Source organism: Pseudoalteromonas sp. UBA2102, from assembly GCF_002331165.1.
GTDB lineage: Bacteria > Pseudomonadota > Gammaproteobacteria > Enterobacterales > Alteromonadaceae > Pseudoalteromonas > Pseudoalteromonas atlantica.
The window spans coordinates 22982-39555 of the sequence record NZ_DCYU01000066.1 but is presented as its reverse complement, the minus strand read 5'-3'; the positions used below and the strand labels follow the sequence as shown (position 1 = coordinate 39555).

Genomic DNA, 16574 nt, shown 5'->3' with positions numbered 1-16574 from the left:
CAGCAGCTGCATATTGCTCGGCGCCTTGATACCGCCATTGAAAAGCAGCAGTTTGAGCTTTATTTTCAGCCTAAAATGCACCTTAAATCGCAAACCATAAACAGCTGCGAATGTTTAATTAGGTGGTTTGATGATGGGAAGTTTGTCTCTCCGGCGCAGTTTATTCCTATTGCCGAGCACAGCGGGTTTATATTGCCATTAGGCGAATGGATACTCGATAGTGCCTTTGCCCAAGCTAAAAAATGGCATCAGCAAAACTTAAATATCCGCTTGGCTATTAATATATCGGCAAGGCAATTTACACAGCAAGACTTTGTGCAAAGCATAAAACAGCGGTTGGCGCACTTTAACGTGCCCGCGCATTTAATTGAGCTAGAAATTACCGAAACCGCCATTATGGATGATGAAGAGTTTGGTATTTCAGTACTGCAGGCGCTGAGTGCACTGGGTATTAGCTTATCAATTGATGACTTTGGTACGGGCTATTCGTCGCTGGGTTACTTACAGCGTTTTCCGGTTAATAAATTAAAAATAGATCAGTCGTTTGTGCGCAATATGGCCACAGACACACGCGATCAGGCTTTAGTATTGAGTATTTGCCAATTAGCTAAAAACTTAGGGCTCGATATTATCGCCGAAGGTGTAGAAGAGCATGCCCAACTTGAAAAACTAAAAGAGTATAACTGCGACCTAATTCAAGGGTACTTGTTAAGCCGGCCAATACCAGCAAACGAATTTGAAGCATTTTTAGCTAAAGGCGTAAGTTTTTAAGGCATTTTGCTAATGTATGTTGGGTAATTATTAGTGATAGAATGGCCCTATAAAAGCTTCTATCGCTCATTTTACAAGCCACACATGTGAGCAAAGAGCACTACATTATTAAATAAGGTCGTTGTGTAATGCTGTTGATGATCGACAACTACGATTCGTTTACTTATAACCTAGTACAATACTTTCAGCGCTTAAACCAAGAGGTGCTGGTAAAGCGTAATGACGAAATATCTGTTGCGCAAATTAAGCAACTTAACCCCAAGCATATTGTTATTTCTCCGGGGCCTTGTACGCCAAACGAAGCGGGCGTGTCACTCAATGTCGTTGAGCAGCTAAAAGGCATTTACCCTATTTTGGGTATTTGCTTAGGGCATCAAACCATCGCGCAAGCGCTAGGGGGCAAGGTTATACGTGCTAAGCAAGTCATGCATGGTAAAACCTCACCTATTGTTCATAATAATAAGGGGGTATTTACCGGTTTAGAAAACCCGCTTACTGTGTGTCGTTATCACTCGCTGGTGGTAGAAAAACACAGTTTACCGAGTGAATTAGCCATTACCGCATGGAGCCAAACCGAGCAAGGTGAGTTTGACGAAATTATGGGGCTACTTCACACAGAGCTTGCTCTTGAAGGTGTGCAATTTCATCCCGAGGCTATTTTAACAACTCAAGGGCTCGAATTGCTTGCTAACTTTTTATCTCGCTTCTAACCTTACAGTAACCACCGAATGGTAATACTTATACTGAATGGACTTTATGACTGAACTTGCGTCGCAAAAGCGAATAGCCTCAATGCTTGACCAGCGTGCTCACGACTTGCTGCTTGGCCATAGTTTTGCACATCAACAAATTGGCTTTATTCATACGCTGGAAATTGATTATGGCGAACCAATGAAGCAACGCACTTTATTAGAAGTAGAAGTTGCCGCACAGCATAAACGTCAGCAAAGTAGCACCGCGCATCATAAGTACCGAGCACAAGCGAGCAAACAACTTCATAAAGTAATAGAAACAGCCATATTTAAGCAATTAGAAGATATGGATGCTGTTATTCAAAACACCATAGGCATAGAAGATAATGTTGCTACCATGCTAGATATACTGGCGGTTAAGTCGGCAAGTGTTGGGCGTTTAGAGCCATTGGTAAATGATTCTAGTTGGCTTGGCCGCGAATTAGTGTCATTGGTAAACCTGCCTTACTACCGAAAGCAGCGCAGCAAAAGTACCTCAGTTAAAGTAGACAGCCCCGCACTTGCACTGCGCTATATTGGCCTTGATAATTTACAATTGGTAATTCCTACTTTTGCTATGCGCCATTGGATGCCACACAGCACAGAGCCATTTCCATTATTAAAACGCCGCTTGCGCGATGCCGCCATGGCCAATGCAATTGCGGCGCAAAAAATTGCAGAGCTTAACGATGTAAACCCTGTACATGCGTTTACACTGGGCATGCTTATAGATGTAGGGCGCATAGCCTTAGTACGTTTGTACTTAAAAACCTTTGAACAGGTATGGCAACGTAAAGTGCAAATAGCGCGCGAAGCACAGCAAAAAGATTTACACACGGCATTGATGGAGCTAAAGCCAGATCCCTTATTTTTAACCACGTTGTTAAGTAATAAGTCGCTTGAGTTAAGTGCTAAAGTTATTCGAAAAATGGCTTTTAAGTTTTTGCCGTTTAATCATGTCATGGCGCAACTTGTTCATGGTATTGAGCAAAGTAGTGATGTTTTCCCTATGAGTGAAGTCATGCTTAAAGCGCGATGCTATTCGCAGTATTTAAACCTAAAACAGCACCAACTTATTGAACAAGATGAAATGCAGGCATGGTTTTCGTATCACCAATTCACTAAAAATGAGCTAAAAGCTCTCGAAACAAGCAATTTTACCAACCTTGCTATTCAAATTGACTAAAAAGCAGCTTACTCGCTGGTCCTTATATCGGTAATTTGCCGCTGGTGGTGGCAAATTTTCATTAACTATTGAATTTTTTGTTAATTTTTTTGCGACTATTCATTCATTAACATCTCCCCAAGCACACCTCGCTTTAAGCACTTAATGTAAGGCGCGACTCACTGCGCAGGCGCATAAGTATTAAAAAATGGCATTTATTTTCTATGCAGATAGTTATTCACTATCTATGAAATAATATCCCAAGGCCTTTATTTTAAAGGCCTGCATGAAAGTTTTTAACGAGACAGCACCACAAATATCTGAAATAATGAGCGCCTGAAAATTGAACCACAAGGCAGTTTTACGCTCAACCTTTTGCTATTTAGTGCGTAAATATCTTGGTTACATTTATAACCAAACACCTATTTTGATGTTTTGTGTTGCTCACAATTAAGAGGAAAAAAAATGACAGTCAATCGCGAATTATTTGATCACGTAATGGTTCCTAACTACGCGCCTTCAAGCGTTATTCCTGTTCGAGGCGAAGGCTCTCGCGTATGGGATCAACAAGGTAAAGAATTTATCGACTTTGCCGGTGGTATTGCTGTTAACTGTCTTGGCCATTGCCATCCTGCATTAGTAGGTGCATTAAAAGAGCAAGGCGAAAAAATTTGGCACCTATCAAACGTAATGACTAACGAGCCTGCGCTGCGTTTAGCTAAAAAAATGGTCGATGCGACCTTTGCTGAAAAAGTTTACTTTGCAAACTCAGGCGCAGAAGCAAACGAAGCAGCACTTAAATTAGCTCGTCGTTTTGCACTTGATAAATTTGGTGCTGAAAAATCACAAATTATCTCATTTAACAAAGGTTTTCACGGTCGTACGTTCTTTACCGTAACCGTAGGCGGGCAAGCTGCATACTCAGATGGTTTTGGTCCTAAGCCAGGCGACATCGTACATTGTGATTACAATGACCTAGCTGCATTCGAAGCGCTAATTAGCGACAAAACATGTGCCGTAATGATGGAGCCACTGCAAGGTGAGGGCGGTATTATTTCGCCAACTGACGAATTTGCACAAGGCGTTCGTGAGCTATGTACTAAACACAATGCACTGCTTATTTTTGATGAAGTACAAACAGGTGTTGGCCGTACTGGTGAGCTATACGCATACCAAGGTTTAAACGTAGTGCCTGATATTTTAACGTCAGCTAAAGCACTTGGCGGCGGTTTCCCTATTGGCGCTATGCTAACTACTACTGAGATTGCACAGCACTTAAAAGTAGGGACTCATGGCTCTACTTACGGTGGTAACCCACTGGCGTGTGCAGTAGCTGAAGCTGCATTTGATACTGTAAATACCCCTGAAGTACTGGCGGGCGTAAAAGAAAAAGCAGCATTATTTAACGAGCTTCTTAACGCGGTAAACGAAAAATACAACGTGTTTAGCGAAATTCGTGGCCAAGGTTTATTAATTGGTGCAGCCGTTAACGAGCAATACAAAGGCCGTGCTAAAGAGTTTTTAGTAGCAGCTACCGAGCAAGGGCTTATGTCGCTTGTAGCGGGTGCTGATGTAGTACGCTTTACGCCATCGTTAGTAATCACCGAAGCGGATATTCGCGAAGGTATGGCGCGTTTTGAAAAAGCAGTAGCAAGCGTAGTAAACGCTTAAGCGCGTTAAACCACCTTATTAAGGGCAAGCCTGCTTGCCCTGCATATTCTATTTACCGTTATTGATAAGGGAGCAAGCGGACTCATGATGATCCTTCGCCCAATCCAGCAAAATGATTACGCAGCATTATTAAAAATTGCCCACGAATCGGGCCATGGTTTTACATCTTTGCCGTTAAACGAAGAGTTACTGCAAAAGAAAATTGACCATTCTGTAAGTTCATTTGCTAAACAAACGTCACAACCTGGTGACGAAGGCTACCTGTTTGTTCTTGAAGATACCGAAACCGGTGAAGTAGTCGGTACTTCAGCTATTGAAGCTGCAGTAGGGCTTGATGATGCGTTTTATCATTACCACTTAAGTAAAGTAATTCACTCATCACGCACGTTAGATGTATACAAAGCGGTTGATATTTTAACCCTATGTAACGACTACACCGGCGCGACAGAACTATGTACTTTATTTTTGAAAGATGGCTATCGTAAAAACTGTAACGGTAAACTTCTTTCAAAAGCGCGCTTTATGTTTATAAAACAACATGAACAGCGTTTTGCACAAACAGTAATAGCAGAAATGCGCGGCGTGTCTGACGAGAACGGCAGCAGCCCGTTTTGGCAGTGGCTAGAAGAGCACTTTTTCTCAATGGACTTTCCTACCGCCGATTACCTAACAGGTATAGGCCAAAAAGTGTTTATTGCTGAACTAATGCCAAAGTACCCAATTTACGTAAACTTGCTGAGCAAAGACGCTCAAGCAGTGATTGGTAAAGTACACGACAACACACGCCCAGCTATTGAGCTATTAAAAAATGAAGGATTTACCTTCAACGGTTACGTCGATATTTTTGATGCGGGCCCAACAGTAGAAGCAAAAGTAGATAACATTGCCACTATTCGTAATGCAAAAGACTTTAAAGTAGAAATAGGCGAAGCATCGGGCGATACCATGGTACTGCTTGCTAACGGCAAGTTAGAAGATTACCGTGCAACGGTTGCAGCGCTTAGCTTTGATGAGCGTGCAAGCAGCCTTATTTTATCGCAACAAATAGCCGATGCCCTACAGCTACAATCGGGCGACACCGTAAGCGCAACCCCAGTTTAATTAAGGAGAAAGTATAATGACTCATCCTGCACAATTTATTAATGGTCAGTGGTCACAAGGCCAAGGCAACGCATTTAATTCAGTAAACCCTGCAAATAACGACGTTATTTGGCAGGCATCTTCAGCGACTGCAGAGCAAGTAGATAGCGCGGTAAATTCGGCGCGCGAAGCATTTTACAGCTGGGCAGATAAAAGCTTTAACGAGCGCCTAGAGATAGTTAAAACCTTTGCTGCAACACTTAAAGAGCACAGCGAAGAGCTTGCTGTAGCGATTGCCCAAGAAACCGGTAAGCCACTGTGGGAAACGCGTACAGAAGCGGGCGCAATGGTAGGTAAAATTGCCATTTCTGAAAAAGCATTTTTAGAGCGCACTGGCGACGTGGAAAACGCTATGCCAGTAGGGCGTGCAATGATCCGTCATAAACCACATGGTGTAGTTGCCGTATTTGGCCCATATAACTTCCCTGGGCACTTACCTAATGGACACATTGTGCCAGCGCTTTTAGCTGGTAACACAGTAGTATTTAAGCCATCAGAGCTTACGCCAATGGTGGCAGAGCTTACGCTTAAACTATGGGAAAAAGCCGGTTTACCTGCCGGTGTAATTAACCTTGTTCAAGGTGAAGTAGAAACAGGTAAAGCCCTTGCTGCGCATAAAGGCATAGATGGTTTATTCTTTACAGGTTCTTCGCGTACTGGTCATATTTTACATGAGCAGTTTGCAGGCCAGCCAGGTAAAATTTTAGCGCTTGAAATGGGTGGCAATAACCCACTGATTATTAAAGATGTGGCAGATACTAAAGCTGCGGTACACGATATTATTCAATCGGCGTTTATTTCAAGCGGCCAACGTTGTACGTGTGCACGTAAAGTATTTTTACCTAAAGGCCAGCAAGGCGATGACATTTTAGCGCGCCTTATCACTGCAACTAAAGCCATTAAAGTAGGCAACTACGATGATGAAGATCAGCCATTTATGGGCTCTATGATCTCATCTGCGGCTGCAGCAGGCATGGTAAAAGCACAAAACGAGCTGGTTGAGCTTGGCGGTGAAGTACTAGTAGAGCTTGAGCACACAGCCAATACTGGTTTTGTAACACCGGGTATTATTGAGTGTTCAGCAATTAGCGACTTCCCAGATGAAGAGCACTTTGGCCCATTATTAAAAGTGTTCCGCTTTGATGACTTTGACCACGCAATTGATAAAGCAAACGATACCAGCTTTGGTTTATCAGCAGGTTTATTAAGCGACAGCGAAGCCGACTACAATCACTTTTTACGTCGTATTCGTGCCGGTATTGTTAACTGGAACCGCCCAATTACAGGTGCATCAAGTGCAGCCCCATTTGGTGGAATTGGCGCCTCAGGAAATCACAGAGCAAGCGCATATTACGCAGCCGACTACTGTGCATACCCTGTTGCTTCGGTAGAACTTGAAAAAGTAACGATGCCAGCAACACTAAGCCCAGGCTTAAAAATAGATTAATTACTGTTCTATTTGTAGTTATAAAGAATGAGAAAAGCAGCTTAGGCTGCTTTTTTTGTATTGGTATCGCGCAAAGCTAGTAATTAGTGGCGCTTTCTGCTTAAATCTATGCAATTAGTTATTCAAAGGTGAAAATCACAATGGTTTTAGACAGGCAAGGGTACGATGACTTGATCATGTATCTAACTCAAAATTTAGCGTTATTTGAGAAGCCAGGCGAAATCAAACCCGGTGCCCCTACCGTTATGGAACTCATAGAAGACGTAATAGCGCATAACGTTATGCTAATTTGTGAACAACATACCAATCTTAATACCGAACAACGCAGCCAAATAGTGCGCGAGGTAGACGGTATTGTTTACGACTTACAAGAAGTGCTAAGCAGCATAACCTCACAACCCGTTACGGTTGAACAACACGCATTTATAGATGAGTTTGCTGGGCTTATTAAAAACTTATTTGATAACGCGGTAACACAAACCTCTTAACGTTACCCGTTAACACAGCGCAGTATGACCTAATGACTGCGCTTCTATTACTTCTCGCCTTATTAATAACACCACTAAATTTAATCTCAGCGCTCACGTATCGTTGCAGATTGTTATACAATCAACAAAATTTTTTTAGAGATAAACACATGCAAGCAAATGTAAAATGGGTTGAAGGCGACACCTTTATTGGCCGTTCTAATTCTAATCACAATGTAGTTTTTGATGCCGGCAGCGACAGCGCTGCACCAAGTCCAATGGAAATGGTACTTATGTCGGTAGGTTGTTGCTCGTCGGTAGATGTTGTAAGTATTTTAAAAAAAGCCAAACAAGATTTTTCTGATGTGCAAGTACAACTAAGCTCAGAGCGCGCCGAAACAGCGCCTCGTGTATTTACTAAAATTAATTTACACTTTGTTGTTACAGGCAATAATGTCTCGGAAAAACACCTTGCGCGTGCGGTTTCGCTCTCTGCTGAAAAGTATTGTTCTGTTGCTTTAATGCTTGATAAAACAGTAGAAATTACCCACAGCCACGAAGTTGTGCAAGAACAGGTAAAATAACGCTTTTTCCGTGAGGAAAATTCGTATAAAATCCGCGAACTTTTCATTCTGCAGGTGCAGATTTCACTAATTTATAGGTTGGTTTATCATGAACAAACCCTTCGATAAACTTAAACTTCATGGCTTTAATAATTTAACCAAAAGTTTAAGCTTTAGTATTTACGACATTTGCTACGCAAAGACCGAGCAACAACGTAAAGAATATATTGAATATATCGACGAGCAGTACAGTGCAGATAGACTAACCGACATACTAGGTGATGTTGTTGATATTATTGGTGCTAACATTTTAAATGTGGCGCGCCAAGATTATGAACCACAAGGCGCAAGTGTGACTATTTTGGTTTCGGAAGAGCCGGTAGAAGAGCAGCAAAATTACGATGCTGACGAAGCGCCAGGCCCATTACCAGATTCAGTTGTTGCGCACCTAGATAAAAGCCACATTTGTGTACATACCTACCCAGAAGCGCACCCTGATGATGGTATTTGTACATTCCGTGCTGATATTGAAGTATCTACCTGTGGCATTATTTCGCCACTTAAAGCGTTAAACTTCTTAATTCATAGCCTTGAGTCAGACGTAGTAACCATTGACTACCGCGTACGTGGTTTTACCCGCGACGTAAACGGTGTTAAACACTACATTGACCATGCAATTAACTCGATTCAAAACTTCATGACAGAAGATACCAAAGAAGCGTACCAAATGATGGACGTGAACGTGTATCAAGAAAACCTGTTCCACACCAAAATGATGTTAAAAGAAACCGACTTAAACACTTACCTGTTCGGCCTATCTACTGATGAGCTGTCGGATGAGGAAGAAGAAGAAATTCGCTCTAAACTAACCCGCGAAATGCAGGAAATATTCTACGGTCGTAACCTACCAGACGCAGAATAAATTAGTTTAAAAGCAATTTAGTTGTATTAAAAATGGCGCTCAGTGAGCGCCATTTTTTGTGGGGGTATTTATAGCAATTCGCTTAATTAAGCATGCTGTAAATAAGCGCGCATACGGCCAGAGAGCCCACAGCAAGTACAAACAAGGTACTTAAACGGTTGCGGTATTTACTCAGCGCAGGCACTTTGTATACGGCAATCATTGGCATAATAAATAAAATCATCGCAATGATAGGGCCAGAGAGCTGATCCATCATGTCTAAAATGCTTGGGTTTTTAACCGCGCAAAACCAAATAGCAAAAAACATAATGAGTACGCCAATTTTGTCGGCTACTTTTGCACTTAAGCTGGTTTGCTTAGTCACCAAACCGGTAAAGCTTTCGCGTGCACCTAAAAAGTGCCCTAAAAACGATGACGTAATCGCAATAAAGGCAACCAGCGGCCCAAGAGTCGCTATATACGAGTTACTGGTGATATTAGCAAGGTAAGATAAAATCGATACGTTAGCCGCTTTAGCAGCAGCCATTTGCTCGCTAGTAAGCGAAAGTACGCACGAAAACACAAACAGCAGTACAAATACAATAAGCAGTAAGCTAGTGCGCTTTAAAATAGCCTCAGCCTTATTAGTGGCCTGATTGCCATAATGCCCACGCTGCACGTTCACAAAGCTTGAAATAGCCGCCGCATGGCTAAACGAAAACACAATAATAGGAATAGATAACCACAGCGTTTTTGTAAAGCTGCCCGCCTCAGGTAGGCTCATATCAGGCATTTGCCAGCTAGGGATTAAATAGAGCGATAAGCAAAATAAAATACCTACAAGCGGATACACCAAAATAGCGAACGCGCGCAGCATTAAGCGCTCACCGCCCATCATTAGGCTAATCATACCGGCAACCAATACACCCGAAAGCAACACGCGAGAAGGTGACTCAAGGCCGATTTGGTTAACCATAAAGCTGTCAACGGTATTGGTTAAGCCTACGCCGTAAATAAGCAAAATGGGGAATATAGATAAAAAGTATAATAAAGAGATTAATCTACCCGCCGTTACACCAAAGTGCTCTTCAACAACATCAGTAAAATCTGAATCTTTGTTTTTAGACGACAACACAAAGCGGGCTAAGCCGCGGTGTGCTAAAAAGGTCATTGGAAAGGCTAAACACGCCATAATAATAAGCGGCCAAAAACCACCTATACCAATGTTAATAGGTAAAAATAAAATGCCCGCGCCAACGGCGGTACCAAAAAGGCTTAACGTCCACTGCGTATCGTGCAGATTCCATTTAGAAGTAGGTGTGTGTTCACCTGTTGTTGATGCATTTGAAAGCGTTGCATCTTGTGATGGTGTCATGTGTGTGCTCATCCATTATTTAAATAATAATCGCGCGCAAGAATATAGTTTTTAGCTAAAACTTTCATGTTTTGAGGGGGTTTGTAGACTAATTAATTAGACGCCGTTGCACCAAAAGTGTCATGAATACGAAACAGCGCTGTAAAAATAAACAAATACCTCAACCAGCACAGTTGTAGGTTGGGTAGAGCGAAGCGAAACCCAACACGCCATAGCGTCATTCGAGCGGTAAAGCCAAGAGGCGACTTTATTTCTTAAACTTGCTTATCCAATAATATTCAATTGATATACACTGGCAAGGTAACGTATTGATAAGGATATTAAGTTGTCACAAGTTAAAACTCTCCCTATTACAGCCACACGCTGGCTTTCCCTTTTATTGTGCGCAATTACCGCTGCAACAATTACCGTATTTTTAAGTAAGGTCGGTTTTGTTCAAAAGGCATATTCAAGCTTGGGCGCTATTTTAAATGCGAATCCGGTTTTGCATTACAGCAGCGCACTTTTAGCGGGAATTGGCATAAAGCTGCTGCTTGATAAGTTTTATATATCGCACCCCAAACGCAGTATTGGGTTTAACTGGCGATATCCGCCGGTGACAATTGCTGTATTAGTGTCATTACTTCTGACTGCTTTGTACGTAATAAATACAGTATCAAAACTTGATGAAGCTACGTTATACGCACGAAGTTTTATGAGCTTAAAATACCTAGCACTTACGTTTATTGCCATGCTAATAACCGTGATTTATCAAATAAAGCTTTATACCAAAAAGCCAATATTTACTGCTGTATTGGTTGCTCTTAGTGCAACCTTTATCATTTTTGCAGTCAACCTAGCTGATACAACACCTGCCTTTAATGTCTTTATGTACCTAGCTGCTAGTTATTTTATATTGGCGGCTTACTTGTTATTTGATGAGTATAGGCAAAGTAAACAGCCAAGCATCATTACTGAAAAAGAAGATGTAACCATTCAAGTAAATCCAGAGCTGAATAGTTTAAAAGATTTTCAAAAATGGTTTGCTGATGATCGGCCTATTGTTCATAAAAGTGATTTAGAGCCAGACCTACAAGTTTATGCAGATCGAATTTATAACCGTTTACTTAAAGGTGGTGATGAATATCAACAGCAACCTTTAGCGCAACATATTGCTTTATGTGGCTCATTTGGCTGTGGTAAAAGTAGCATTGTTAATGCCATAGCTAATGATTTAAAAACGCTTCCTGAAAAAGACGTAGTTTGGATACATAGCGATATATCAACATGGGGCGCAGAAAGTGGTAGCGTTGCTCATGTGTTACTTGGTCATATTATTGATGATATAAGCCAGTACATTGATATGTGCGCTTTCCGTGCCTTACCCAAGCATTATACTGAAGCACTTAAGTCTGGTGGTAGTGTATTTCAGTTTGCGTCTACGCTGCTCACTGGTCCTGTTGATTCAGATACACGTTTTCAAATGCTCAATGATGTACTCGAAACTACATGCAACAAAGTACTTATAACTCTTCAAGATGTTGATCGTGGTACTGGAAACGAAAATGAAAAACGTTTAAATGATATCGCCGCCCTATTAGATAGACTAAAAGGCAAAGGCTTAAATAATATTAACTTTATAATAGCTATGGGAAATAGTAAAAAAGAGGAAGTTGAAGTACTAAGTAAGATTGCCGATCATATTGAAAACATAGCTGTACTCGATCATACAAAGCTTATATGTAAATGGGCTGAACTCAATACCAAAAAAGTATTTGATAATCAGATGAAACTCTTGGTTAATCCAAGTCATGTTTGTTTCGAAAGCTTTTTAAAAAGTGAACCATTGAGTTTTAACTCTATTACTTATAAGCCAGCCCAAATATCAAGTAACTTGATAGGCTCTATAAGGATACTTAAAAGAGTTATGAGGCGAGTAGATAGCTGTTGGACTAAAGATAGACTTCTAGGTGAAGTGAGCTTTGATAGTTTACTACTGCTAATGGTTTTGAGAGAGTTTAGTCCTTACACTTTCAATACTCTAATTTCTGAATATAAAAAATTAGATAGCATATCGCTTTTGGATAAGGTTTTTGAACCTCCTTTACCACCAGAAGCGCTCTTCAAAAGAATCATTAAAAAAGTGGAGCTAATTCCCGAGCAGTTTTCACTAGAGCTATTACTTAAATTTTTACTAGGTATAGACAACTCTAATAGTACTGCTAGTTACAGAGAGCAGGGGCTGAACTATAAAATTAAAGGCATAAATTATTTAGAGCGCGTCCTATTAGAAAATGTTCCTGAAACAGAGCTTAGAGATCAAGTTGTTTTTAAAAACTATTTTGAACCCTCGCCAAGCTCAATGGATAGCTTAATCCATAAAATTTTAGCTCATGAAAATTGGGCAATATCATTTGGCAGGTTTGGTAAATGTTTTTGTCTAGGCAGTAGTCAAGAGGAGGTAAGTAGGAGAAAAAACTTTGCTTTAGGTATATTAAGCGCCCAAGGTGAAAAAAATACAGAATTATTACTTAAGAGTGAAGCTTTTGAAAATCTATTAGTGAAAGTTGCTGAAGATGGGGGACTTGAGGATATATTGACCAAGCTAGTTCTTTTGAACTCTAGTGAGCATCTCTTAGATACTATTATAATAAAGTACCATGAGCTATTAAAGCGCCAGCTTAGCATGCTTGGCTATTCTCCAAGTTCTTCAGAGGTTATAAAAACAGCTGAAATTTTTGATTTTTTGGAACAATACAAGTCACATACAGAAAAAATCAATATCATAGAATTTTTAGAAATACATTTTCAACATTTATGTATTGAATCTATAAGGATATTAATTGAATACATAACGATCCAAAAGCTTATATGTTTGGAGCAGAATTATTTAAATGAATATTCAAAATCATACATTGAGATTATTTGTAAAGTACGGAGCCATAAAGCGTATAAGTTACTAGCTGAGTTTACACTGGACAGTAGTGCTAAATCGGATTCAGTAAAAGAACATATTAAAACATTAAGCTTGGAAGAAAAGGACGGCATAAAAGCGGGAATAAAAAATCTACCTGAGTTTGAATTGGGTAGAGTGCATAAGAACCAGACCTTAATTAGTATGGGTCTTAATTATTGAATACTGTGATTTGGATTAACTATCACTTATCTTGCTGACAACTGATAGCTAACCACTCAAAACTGCTCTTATCCCTCTAAAGCCGAAACAATAAAATACGGATTCAAATACTCATCTTTGGTGTTATAAATAAGCGGGCTGCCATCGAGCTTGGTTACTTTAGCGCCGGCTATTTCAGCAATAGCATGGCCAGCTCCCGTATCCCACTCACAGGTTGGGCCTAAGCGCGGGTAAATATCAGCACTGCCCTCAGCCACTAAACATAATTTTAGTGAACTGCCTTTTGAGACCATTTCAACGTCGTCAAAGCGTTTTACAAACTCGGCTAAATCGGGTGATGGGTGCGAGCGACTGCCAACAACGCGGATTAACCCTTTATTAGGTTTGGTGGTTACTTTAAGCTCAATACGCTCATCGCCTTTGTCTTTAAACGCGCCAATATCGTTACTGGCTAAGTAGGATACGCCAAGCGCGGGCGCGTCAACGACAGCAAGCACGGGTTTGCCGTTTTCGATTAGGGCTATATTTACGGTAAATTCGCCGTTCTTTTTAATAAACTCTTTAGTGCCGTCGATTGGGTCTACTAACCAGTAGCTTTTCCATGTTTGACGAATGTCCCAGCTTATATCAGCGCTTTCTTCGCTAAGTATAGGTGTGTCGGGCGTGAGCTGTTTTAGCCCTGTCACAATGACTTTATGAGCTGCTAAGTCGGCGTCGGTTACTGGGCTTTCATCGGCTTTGTATTCAACGTTAAAGTCCTTTTCGTAAATCCCCATTATGGCTTGGCCTGCTTTGCGGGCAAGGATGAGGGTTTCTTCTAGTAGCTCGGTTTGGTTCATTGGGGTTAACCTATAATATGCTTTTGTTTTAGATACGTTATCAGTTGTGTAACCGATTGGTCTAGGGTGTTTTTACTGGTATCTAAAATTATTTCTGGGTTGTTGGGTACTTCGTAGCTTGAGTCGATACCGGTAAAGTGTTTAATCTCACCTGCGCGGGCTTTTTTGTATAAGCCTTTAGGGTCGCGGCTTTCGCATACATCAAGCGGGGTATCTATAAATACTTCAATAAACTCGCCGTCATCTACTAGGTTGCGCACCATGTCGCGCTCTGCTCTAAATGGCGAGATAAACGCGGTAAGCACTAATAGGCCGGCATCGGTCATTAGTTTTGCGGTTTCGCCAACGCGGCGTATGTTTTCGATGCGGTCTTCGTCGCTAAAGCCAAGGTCTTTACATAAGCCGTGACGCACGTTGTCGCCATCAAGCAGGTAAGTGTGCGCACCTTGCTGATTAAGCGCAGCTTCTAGTGCGTTGGCTACGGTGCTTTTGCCAGAGCCAGAAAAACCGGTAAACCATAAAATGGCCGGTTTATGCTTTTTTTGCTCACTACGCTGTGCTTTTGTGGTTGCGTAGTTATGCCAAACAATATTTTCATCCATAGTGGTGTGTCTCTTGTACTGTAAGCGCCCGTATTAAAAAGGAAATACGAGCGGGATCAAGGTTAATACCGTGATTGAATAAATAATAGAAAGGGGCAAGCCCATTGTTATGTAATCTTTTAAGCGGTAGTTACCCGCGCTGTAAACCATAAGGTTTGTTTGATACCCAAACGGCGATATGAAACTGGCAGATGCACCAAACGCTACCGCCATAATAAAGGGTAGAGGGTCTACATTAAAACCCACTGCTAGCGAGTAAGCCACAGGAAATGAAAGCGCTGCTGCGGCATTATTAGTAATAAGCTCGGTGAATAATACGGTCATTAAAAATATGGCGATAAACGCGCCATAAGGGCCAAAATCACCTAGTACCATAAATAGGGCATCTGATATTTGCCCGGCAAGCCCGGTTTCTATCATTAATTTAGCAAGGCCTATGGCACTGCCTACAACGGCGAGTAGCTCAATGGGAAAGCGACGTTTTACTTCGCTCAGTTTAACTGTACCGCTAAGCAATAAGCCAATGAGTAACACCAGCAGGCCTTTTACTAAAGGAACTATACCTACAATGCTTAACCCTAACACGGCGGCAAAGCCTGCCAATACAATATTAGATTGTTTAGGTTTTAGATGTGTTTGTAAATCAAACCCCGATATATACACAAATTCGCGGTTTAAATTAGGTAAAGAGTAAAAGTTTTTACCTGGGGCGAGTATTAAGGAGTCGCCGGCTTGCAATTGCACTTGCCCAAGGCCGCCTTGTAAGCGATCGTGCCCTCGGCGAATGGCAATAACAGCGGCATGAAACTGCTCTCTAAAACGCGCCTCTTTTACGGTTTTGCCAATAAACTTTGATGATTGGCTCACAACCACTTCAACTAAGTGTTCTATGTCTTTTTCGTGGTTGTCGTGCACCACTTTTAATCCGTCAAAGCGTCTTAATAAGGGTACCGATTTAATATCGCCAACAAACAGCAGTACATCGTTTTGTCTAATAATTTGCTGAGGTGTTACTGCGTATATACGCTCATCGCCACGAATAATTTCGGCGAGGAATAAATCTTTTAAATCGCGTAGGCCGTTTTCTTCTACGGTGCGGCCAATAAGTTTAGAGCCTGCCTGCACTTTTCCCTCTAAGTAAAAGGGAATAACCTCTTGTGTGTTTTTGCCGTTGTCGGGCAGGTATTTGAGCATCACTAAAATAGTAATGAGGCCCACACTTAATGCGCCAATGCCCACTAAGGTAAAATCAAAAAAGCCCAGTGGCGCCATACCTGCATCTACGGCAAAGCCGTTCACTATTAAATTGGTTGATGTACCAATAAGTGTAATGGTGCCGCCTAATATAGCGGTGTACGACAGCGGTAATAGTAGCTTTGAGGGTGAATGATTTGGGTTGTCTTTTATGGCGGTAATAAGCGATGCCACAACCGCGGTGTTGTTAGTAAATGACGATAAAAACGCGGTTGATAAACCAAGCTTTGTTACCGACTTTACTAAGCTTCCTTTAGATAAGGATTGGGAAAGCTGTTGTATGAGTGTGGTTTTTTCAATAGCGATTGAAACCAGCACTAATAATACGAGGGTAATGAGCGACGGGTTTGCGTAGTTTACTAACATGCTTTCAAGGTCAATCAGGCCTGTTAAATAACCCGTACCAATAGCACTTACAAATAACCATGCTGGATTAATGCGGGTGCCAAAAAGGCACCCAACTAAGGTAAGCATAATGCCTGTTAAAACGAGCTGCTCTACCATGCTTTTATATTCCTAACAGACATTTTTAT

Annotated in this window: 14 protein-coding genes; 10 read left to right on the top strand and 4 right to left on the bottom strand. The window is 41.3% G+C overall.

From position 1 onward, the window contains the following. From B2R65_RS09035 to speD, 9 genes are all read left to right on the top strand, one after another. A partial coding sequence (locus B2R65_RS09035; protein WP_286742081.1) for a putative bifunctional diguanylate cyclase/phosphodiesterase occupies positions 1-771 on the top strand: 771 nt, incomplete at its 5' end. Positions 772-899: 128 nt separating this feature from the next. After that, entirely contained in the window at positions 900-1481 is a 582-nt protein-coding gene (locus B2R65_RS09030) for an anthranilate synthase component II (protein WP_004588186.1), read from the top strand. 46 nt (positions 1482-1527) lie between these two features. Next, the gene (locus B2R65_RS09025) at positions 1528-2688 is read left to right on the top strand and encodes an HDOD domain-containing protein (protein ID WP_138685754.1); all 1161 of its coding nucleotides are present in this window, start codon (positions 1528-1530) and stop codon (positions 2686-2688) included. Positions 2689-3132: 444 nt separating this feature from the next. Beyond that, positions 3133-4338: an aspartate aminotransferase family protein gene (locus B2R65_RS09020; protein ID WP_004588188.1), complete on the top strand. Its 1206-nt coding sequence runs from the start codon at positions 3133-3135 to the stop codon at positions 4336-4338. An 84-nt stretch (positions 4339-4422) separates the two neighbouring features. Further along, positions 4423-5439, top strand: coding sequence for an arginine N-succinyltransferase (astA, locus tag B2R65_RS09015; RefSeq protein ID WP_004588189.1), 1017 nt, complete (start codon positions 4423-4425; stop codon positions 5437-5439). 16 nt (positions 5440-5455) lie between these two features. Beyond that, positions 5456-6925: a succinylglutamate-semialdehyde dehydrogenase gene (astD, locus tag B2R65_RS09010; RefSeq protein WP_029774138.1), complete on the top strand. Its 1470-nt coding sequence runs from the start codon at positions 5456-5458 to the stop codon at positions 6923-6925. 140 nt (positions 6926-7065) lie between these two features. After that, complete coding sequence (locus tag B2R65_RS09005; RefSeq protein WP_004588191.1) at positions 7066-7413, top strand: DUF3802 family protein; 348 nt, start codon at positions 7066-7068, stop codon at positions 7411-7413. 149 nt (positions 7414-7562) lie between these two features. Beyond that, positions 7563-7976: an OsmC family protein gene (locus B2R65_RS09000; protein ID WP_004588192.1), complete on the top strand. Its 414-nt coding sequence runs from the start codon at positions 7563-7565 to the stop codon at positions 7974-7976. Between the two features lie 88 nt (positions 7977-8064). Further along, positions 8065-8877 (top strand): adenosylmethionine decarboxylase, encoded by an 813-nt coding sequence (speD, locus tag B2R65_RS08995; protein WP_004588193.1) that lies wholly within the window; start codon positions 8065-8067, stop codon positions 8875-8877. A gap of 82 nt (positions 8878-8959) precedes the next feature. Here the strand turns inward: speD and B2R65_RS08990 are convergent, their stop codons facing one another. Continuing rightward, a complete protein-coding gene (locus B2R65_RS08990) occupies positions 8960-10231 on the bottom strand; it encodes an aromatic amino acid transport family protein (RefSeq protein ID WP_286742075.1) in 1272 nt (423 codons plus the stop codon). A gap of 325 nt (positions 10232-10556) precedes the next feature. On the opposite strand from B2R65_RS08990, the gene B2R65_RS08985 reads away from it, so the two are divergent. Beyond that, positions 10557-13346, top strand: a complete 2790-nt coding sequence (locus tag B2R65_RS08985; RefSeq protein WP_286742073.1) for a hypothetical protein — start codon at positions 10557-10559, stop codon at positions 13344-13346. A 68-nt stretch (positions 13347-13414) separates the two neighbouring features. On the opposite strand, the gene cysQ is transcribed toward B2R65_RS08985, so the two are convergent. Genes cysQ through B2R65_RS08970 form a run of 3 tightly spaced genes read right to left on the bottom strand, consistent with a single transcriptional unit; the run spans position 13415 to position 16545 of the window. After that, a complete protein-coding gene (gene cysQ / locus B2R65_RS08980) occupies positions 13415-14185 on the bottom strand; it encodes a 3'(2'),5'-bisphosphate nucleotidase CysQ (protein WP_029774142.1) in 771 nt (256 codons plus the stop codon). Between the two features lie 5 nt (positions 14186-14190). Further along, positions 14191-14787: an adenylyl-sulfate kinase gene (gene cysC / locus B2R65_RS08975; protein WP_055255187.1), complete on the bottom strand. Its 597-nt coding sequence runs from the start codon at positions 14785-14787 to the stop codon at positions 14191-14193. A gap of 33 nt (positions 14788-14820) precedes the next feature. Further along, positions 14821-16545, bottom strand: coding sequence for an SLC13 family permease (locus tag B2R65_RS08970; RefSeq protein WP_004588197.1), 1725 nt, complete (start codon positions 16543-16545; stop codon positions 14821-14823). Positions 16546-16574 lie beyond the last annotated feature (29 nt).

Coding starts and splice junctions, on each gene's coding strand:
- B2R65_RS09030 (WP_004588186.1), top strand. CDS start 900: ATGCTGTTGATGATCGACAACTACGATTCGTTTACTTATAACCTAGTA.
- B2R65_RS09025 (WP_138685754.1), top strand. CDS start 1,528: ATGACTGAACTTGCGTCGCAAAAGCGAATAGCCTCAATGCTTGACCAG.
- B2R65_RS09020 (WP_004588188.1), top strand. CDS start 3,133: ATGACAGTCAATCGCGAATTATTTGATCACGTAATGGTTCCTAACTAC.
- astA (WP_004588189.1), top strand. CDS start 4,423: ATGATGATCCTTCGCCCAATCCAGCAAAATGATTACGCAGCATTATTA.
- astD (WP_029774138.1), top strand. CDS start 5,456: ATGACTCATCCTGCACAATTTATTAATGGTCAGTGGTCACAAGGCCAA.
- B2R65_RS09005 (WP_004588191.1), top strand. CDS start 7,066: ATGGTTTTAGACAGGCAAGGGTACGATGACTTGATCATGTATCTAACT.
- B2R65_RS09000 (WP_004588192.1), top strand. CDS start 7,563: ATGCAAGCAAATGTAAAATGGGTTGAAGGCGACACCTTTATTGGCCGT.
- speD (WP_004588193.1), top strand. CDS start 8,065: ATGAACAAACCCTTCGATAAACTTAAACTTCATGGCTTTAATAATTTA.
- B2R65_RS08990 (WP_286742075.1), bottom strand. CDS start 10,231: ATGACACCATCACAAGATGCAACGCTTTCAAATGCATCAACAACAGGT.
- cysQ (WP_029774142.1), bottom strand. CDS start 14,185: ATGAACCAAACCGAGCTACTAGAAGAAACCCTCATCCTTGCCCGCAAA.
- cysC (WP_055255187.1), bottom strand. CDS start 14,787: ATGGATGAAAATATTGTTTGGCATAACTACGCAACCACAAAAGCACAG.
- B2R65_RS08970 (WP_004588197.1), bottom strand. CDS start 16,545: ATGGTAGAGCAGCTCGTTTTAACAGGCATTATGCTTACCTTAGTTGGG.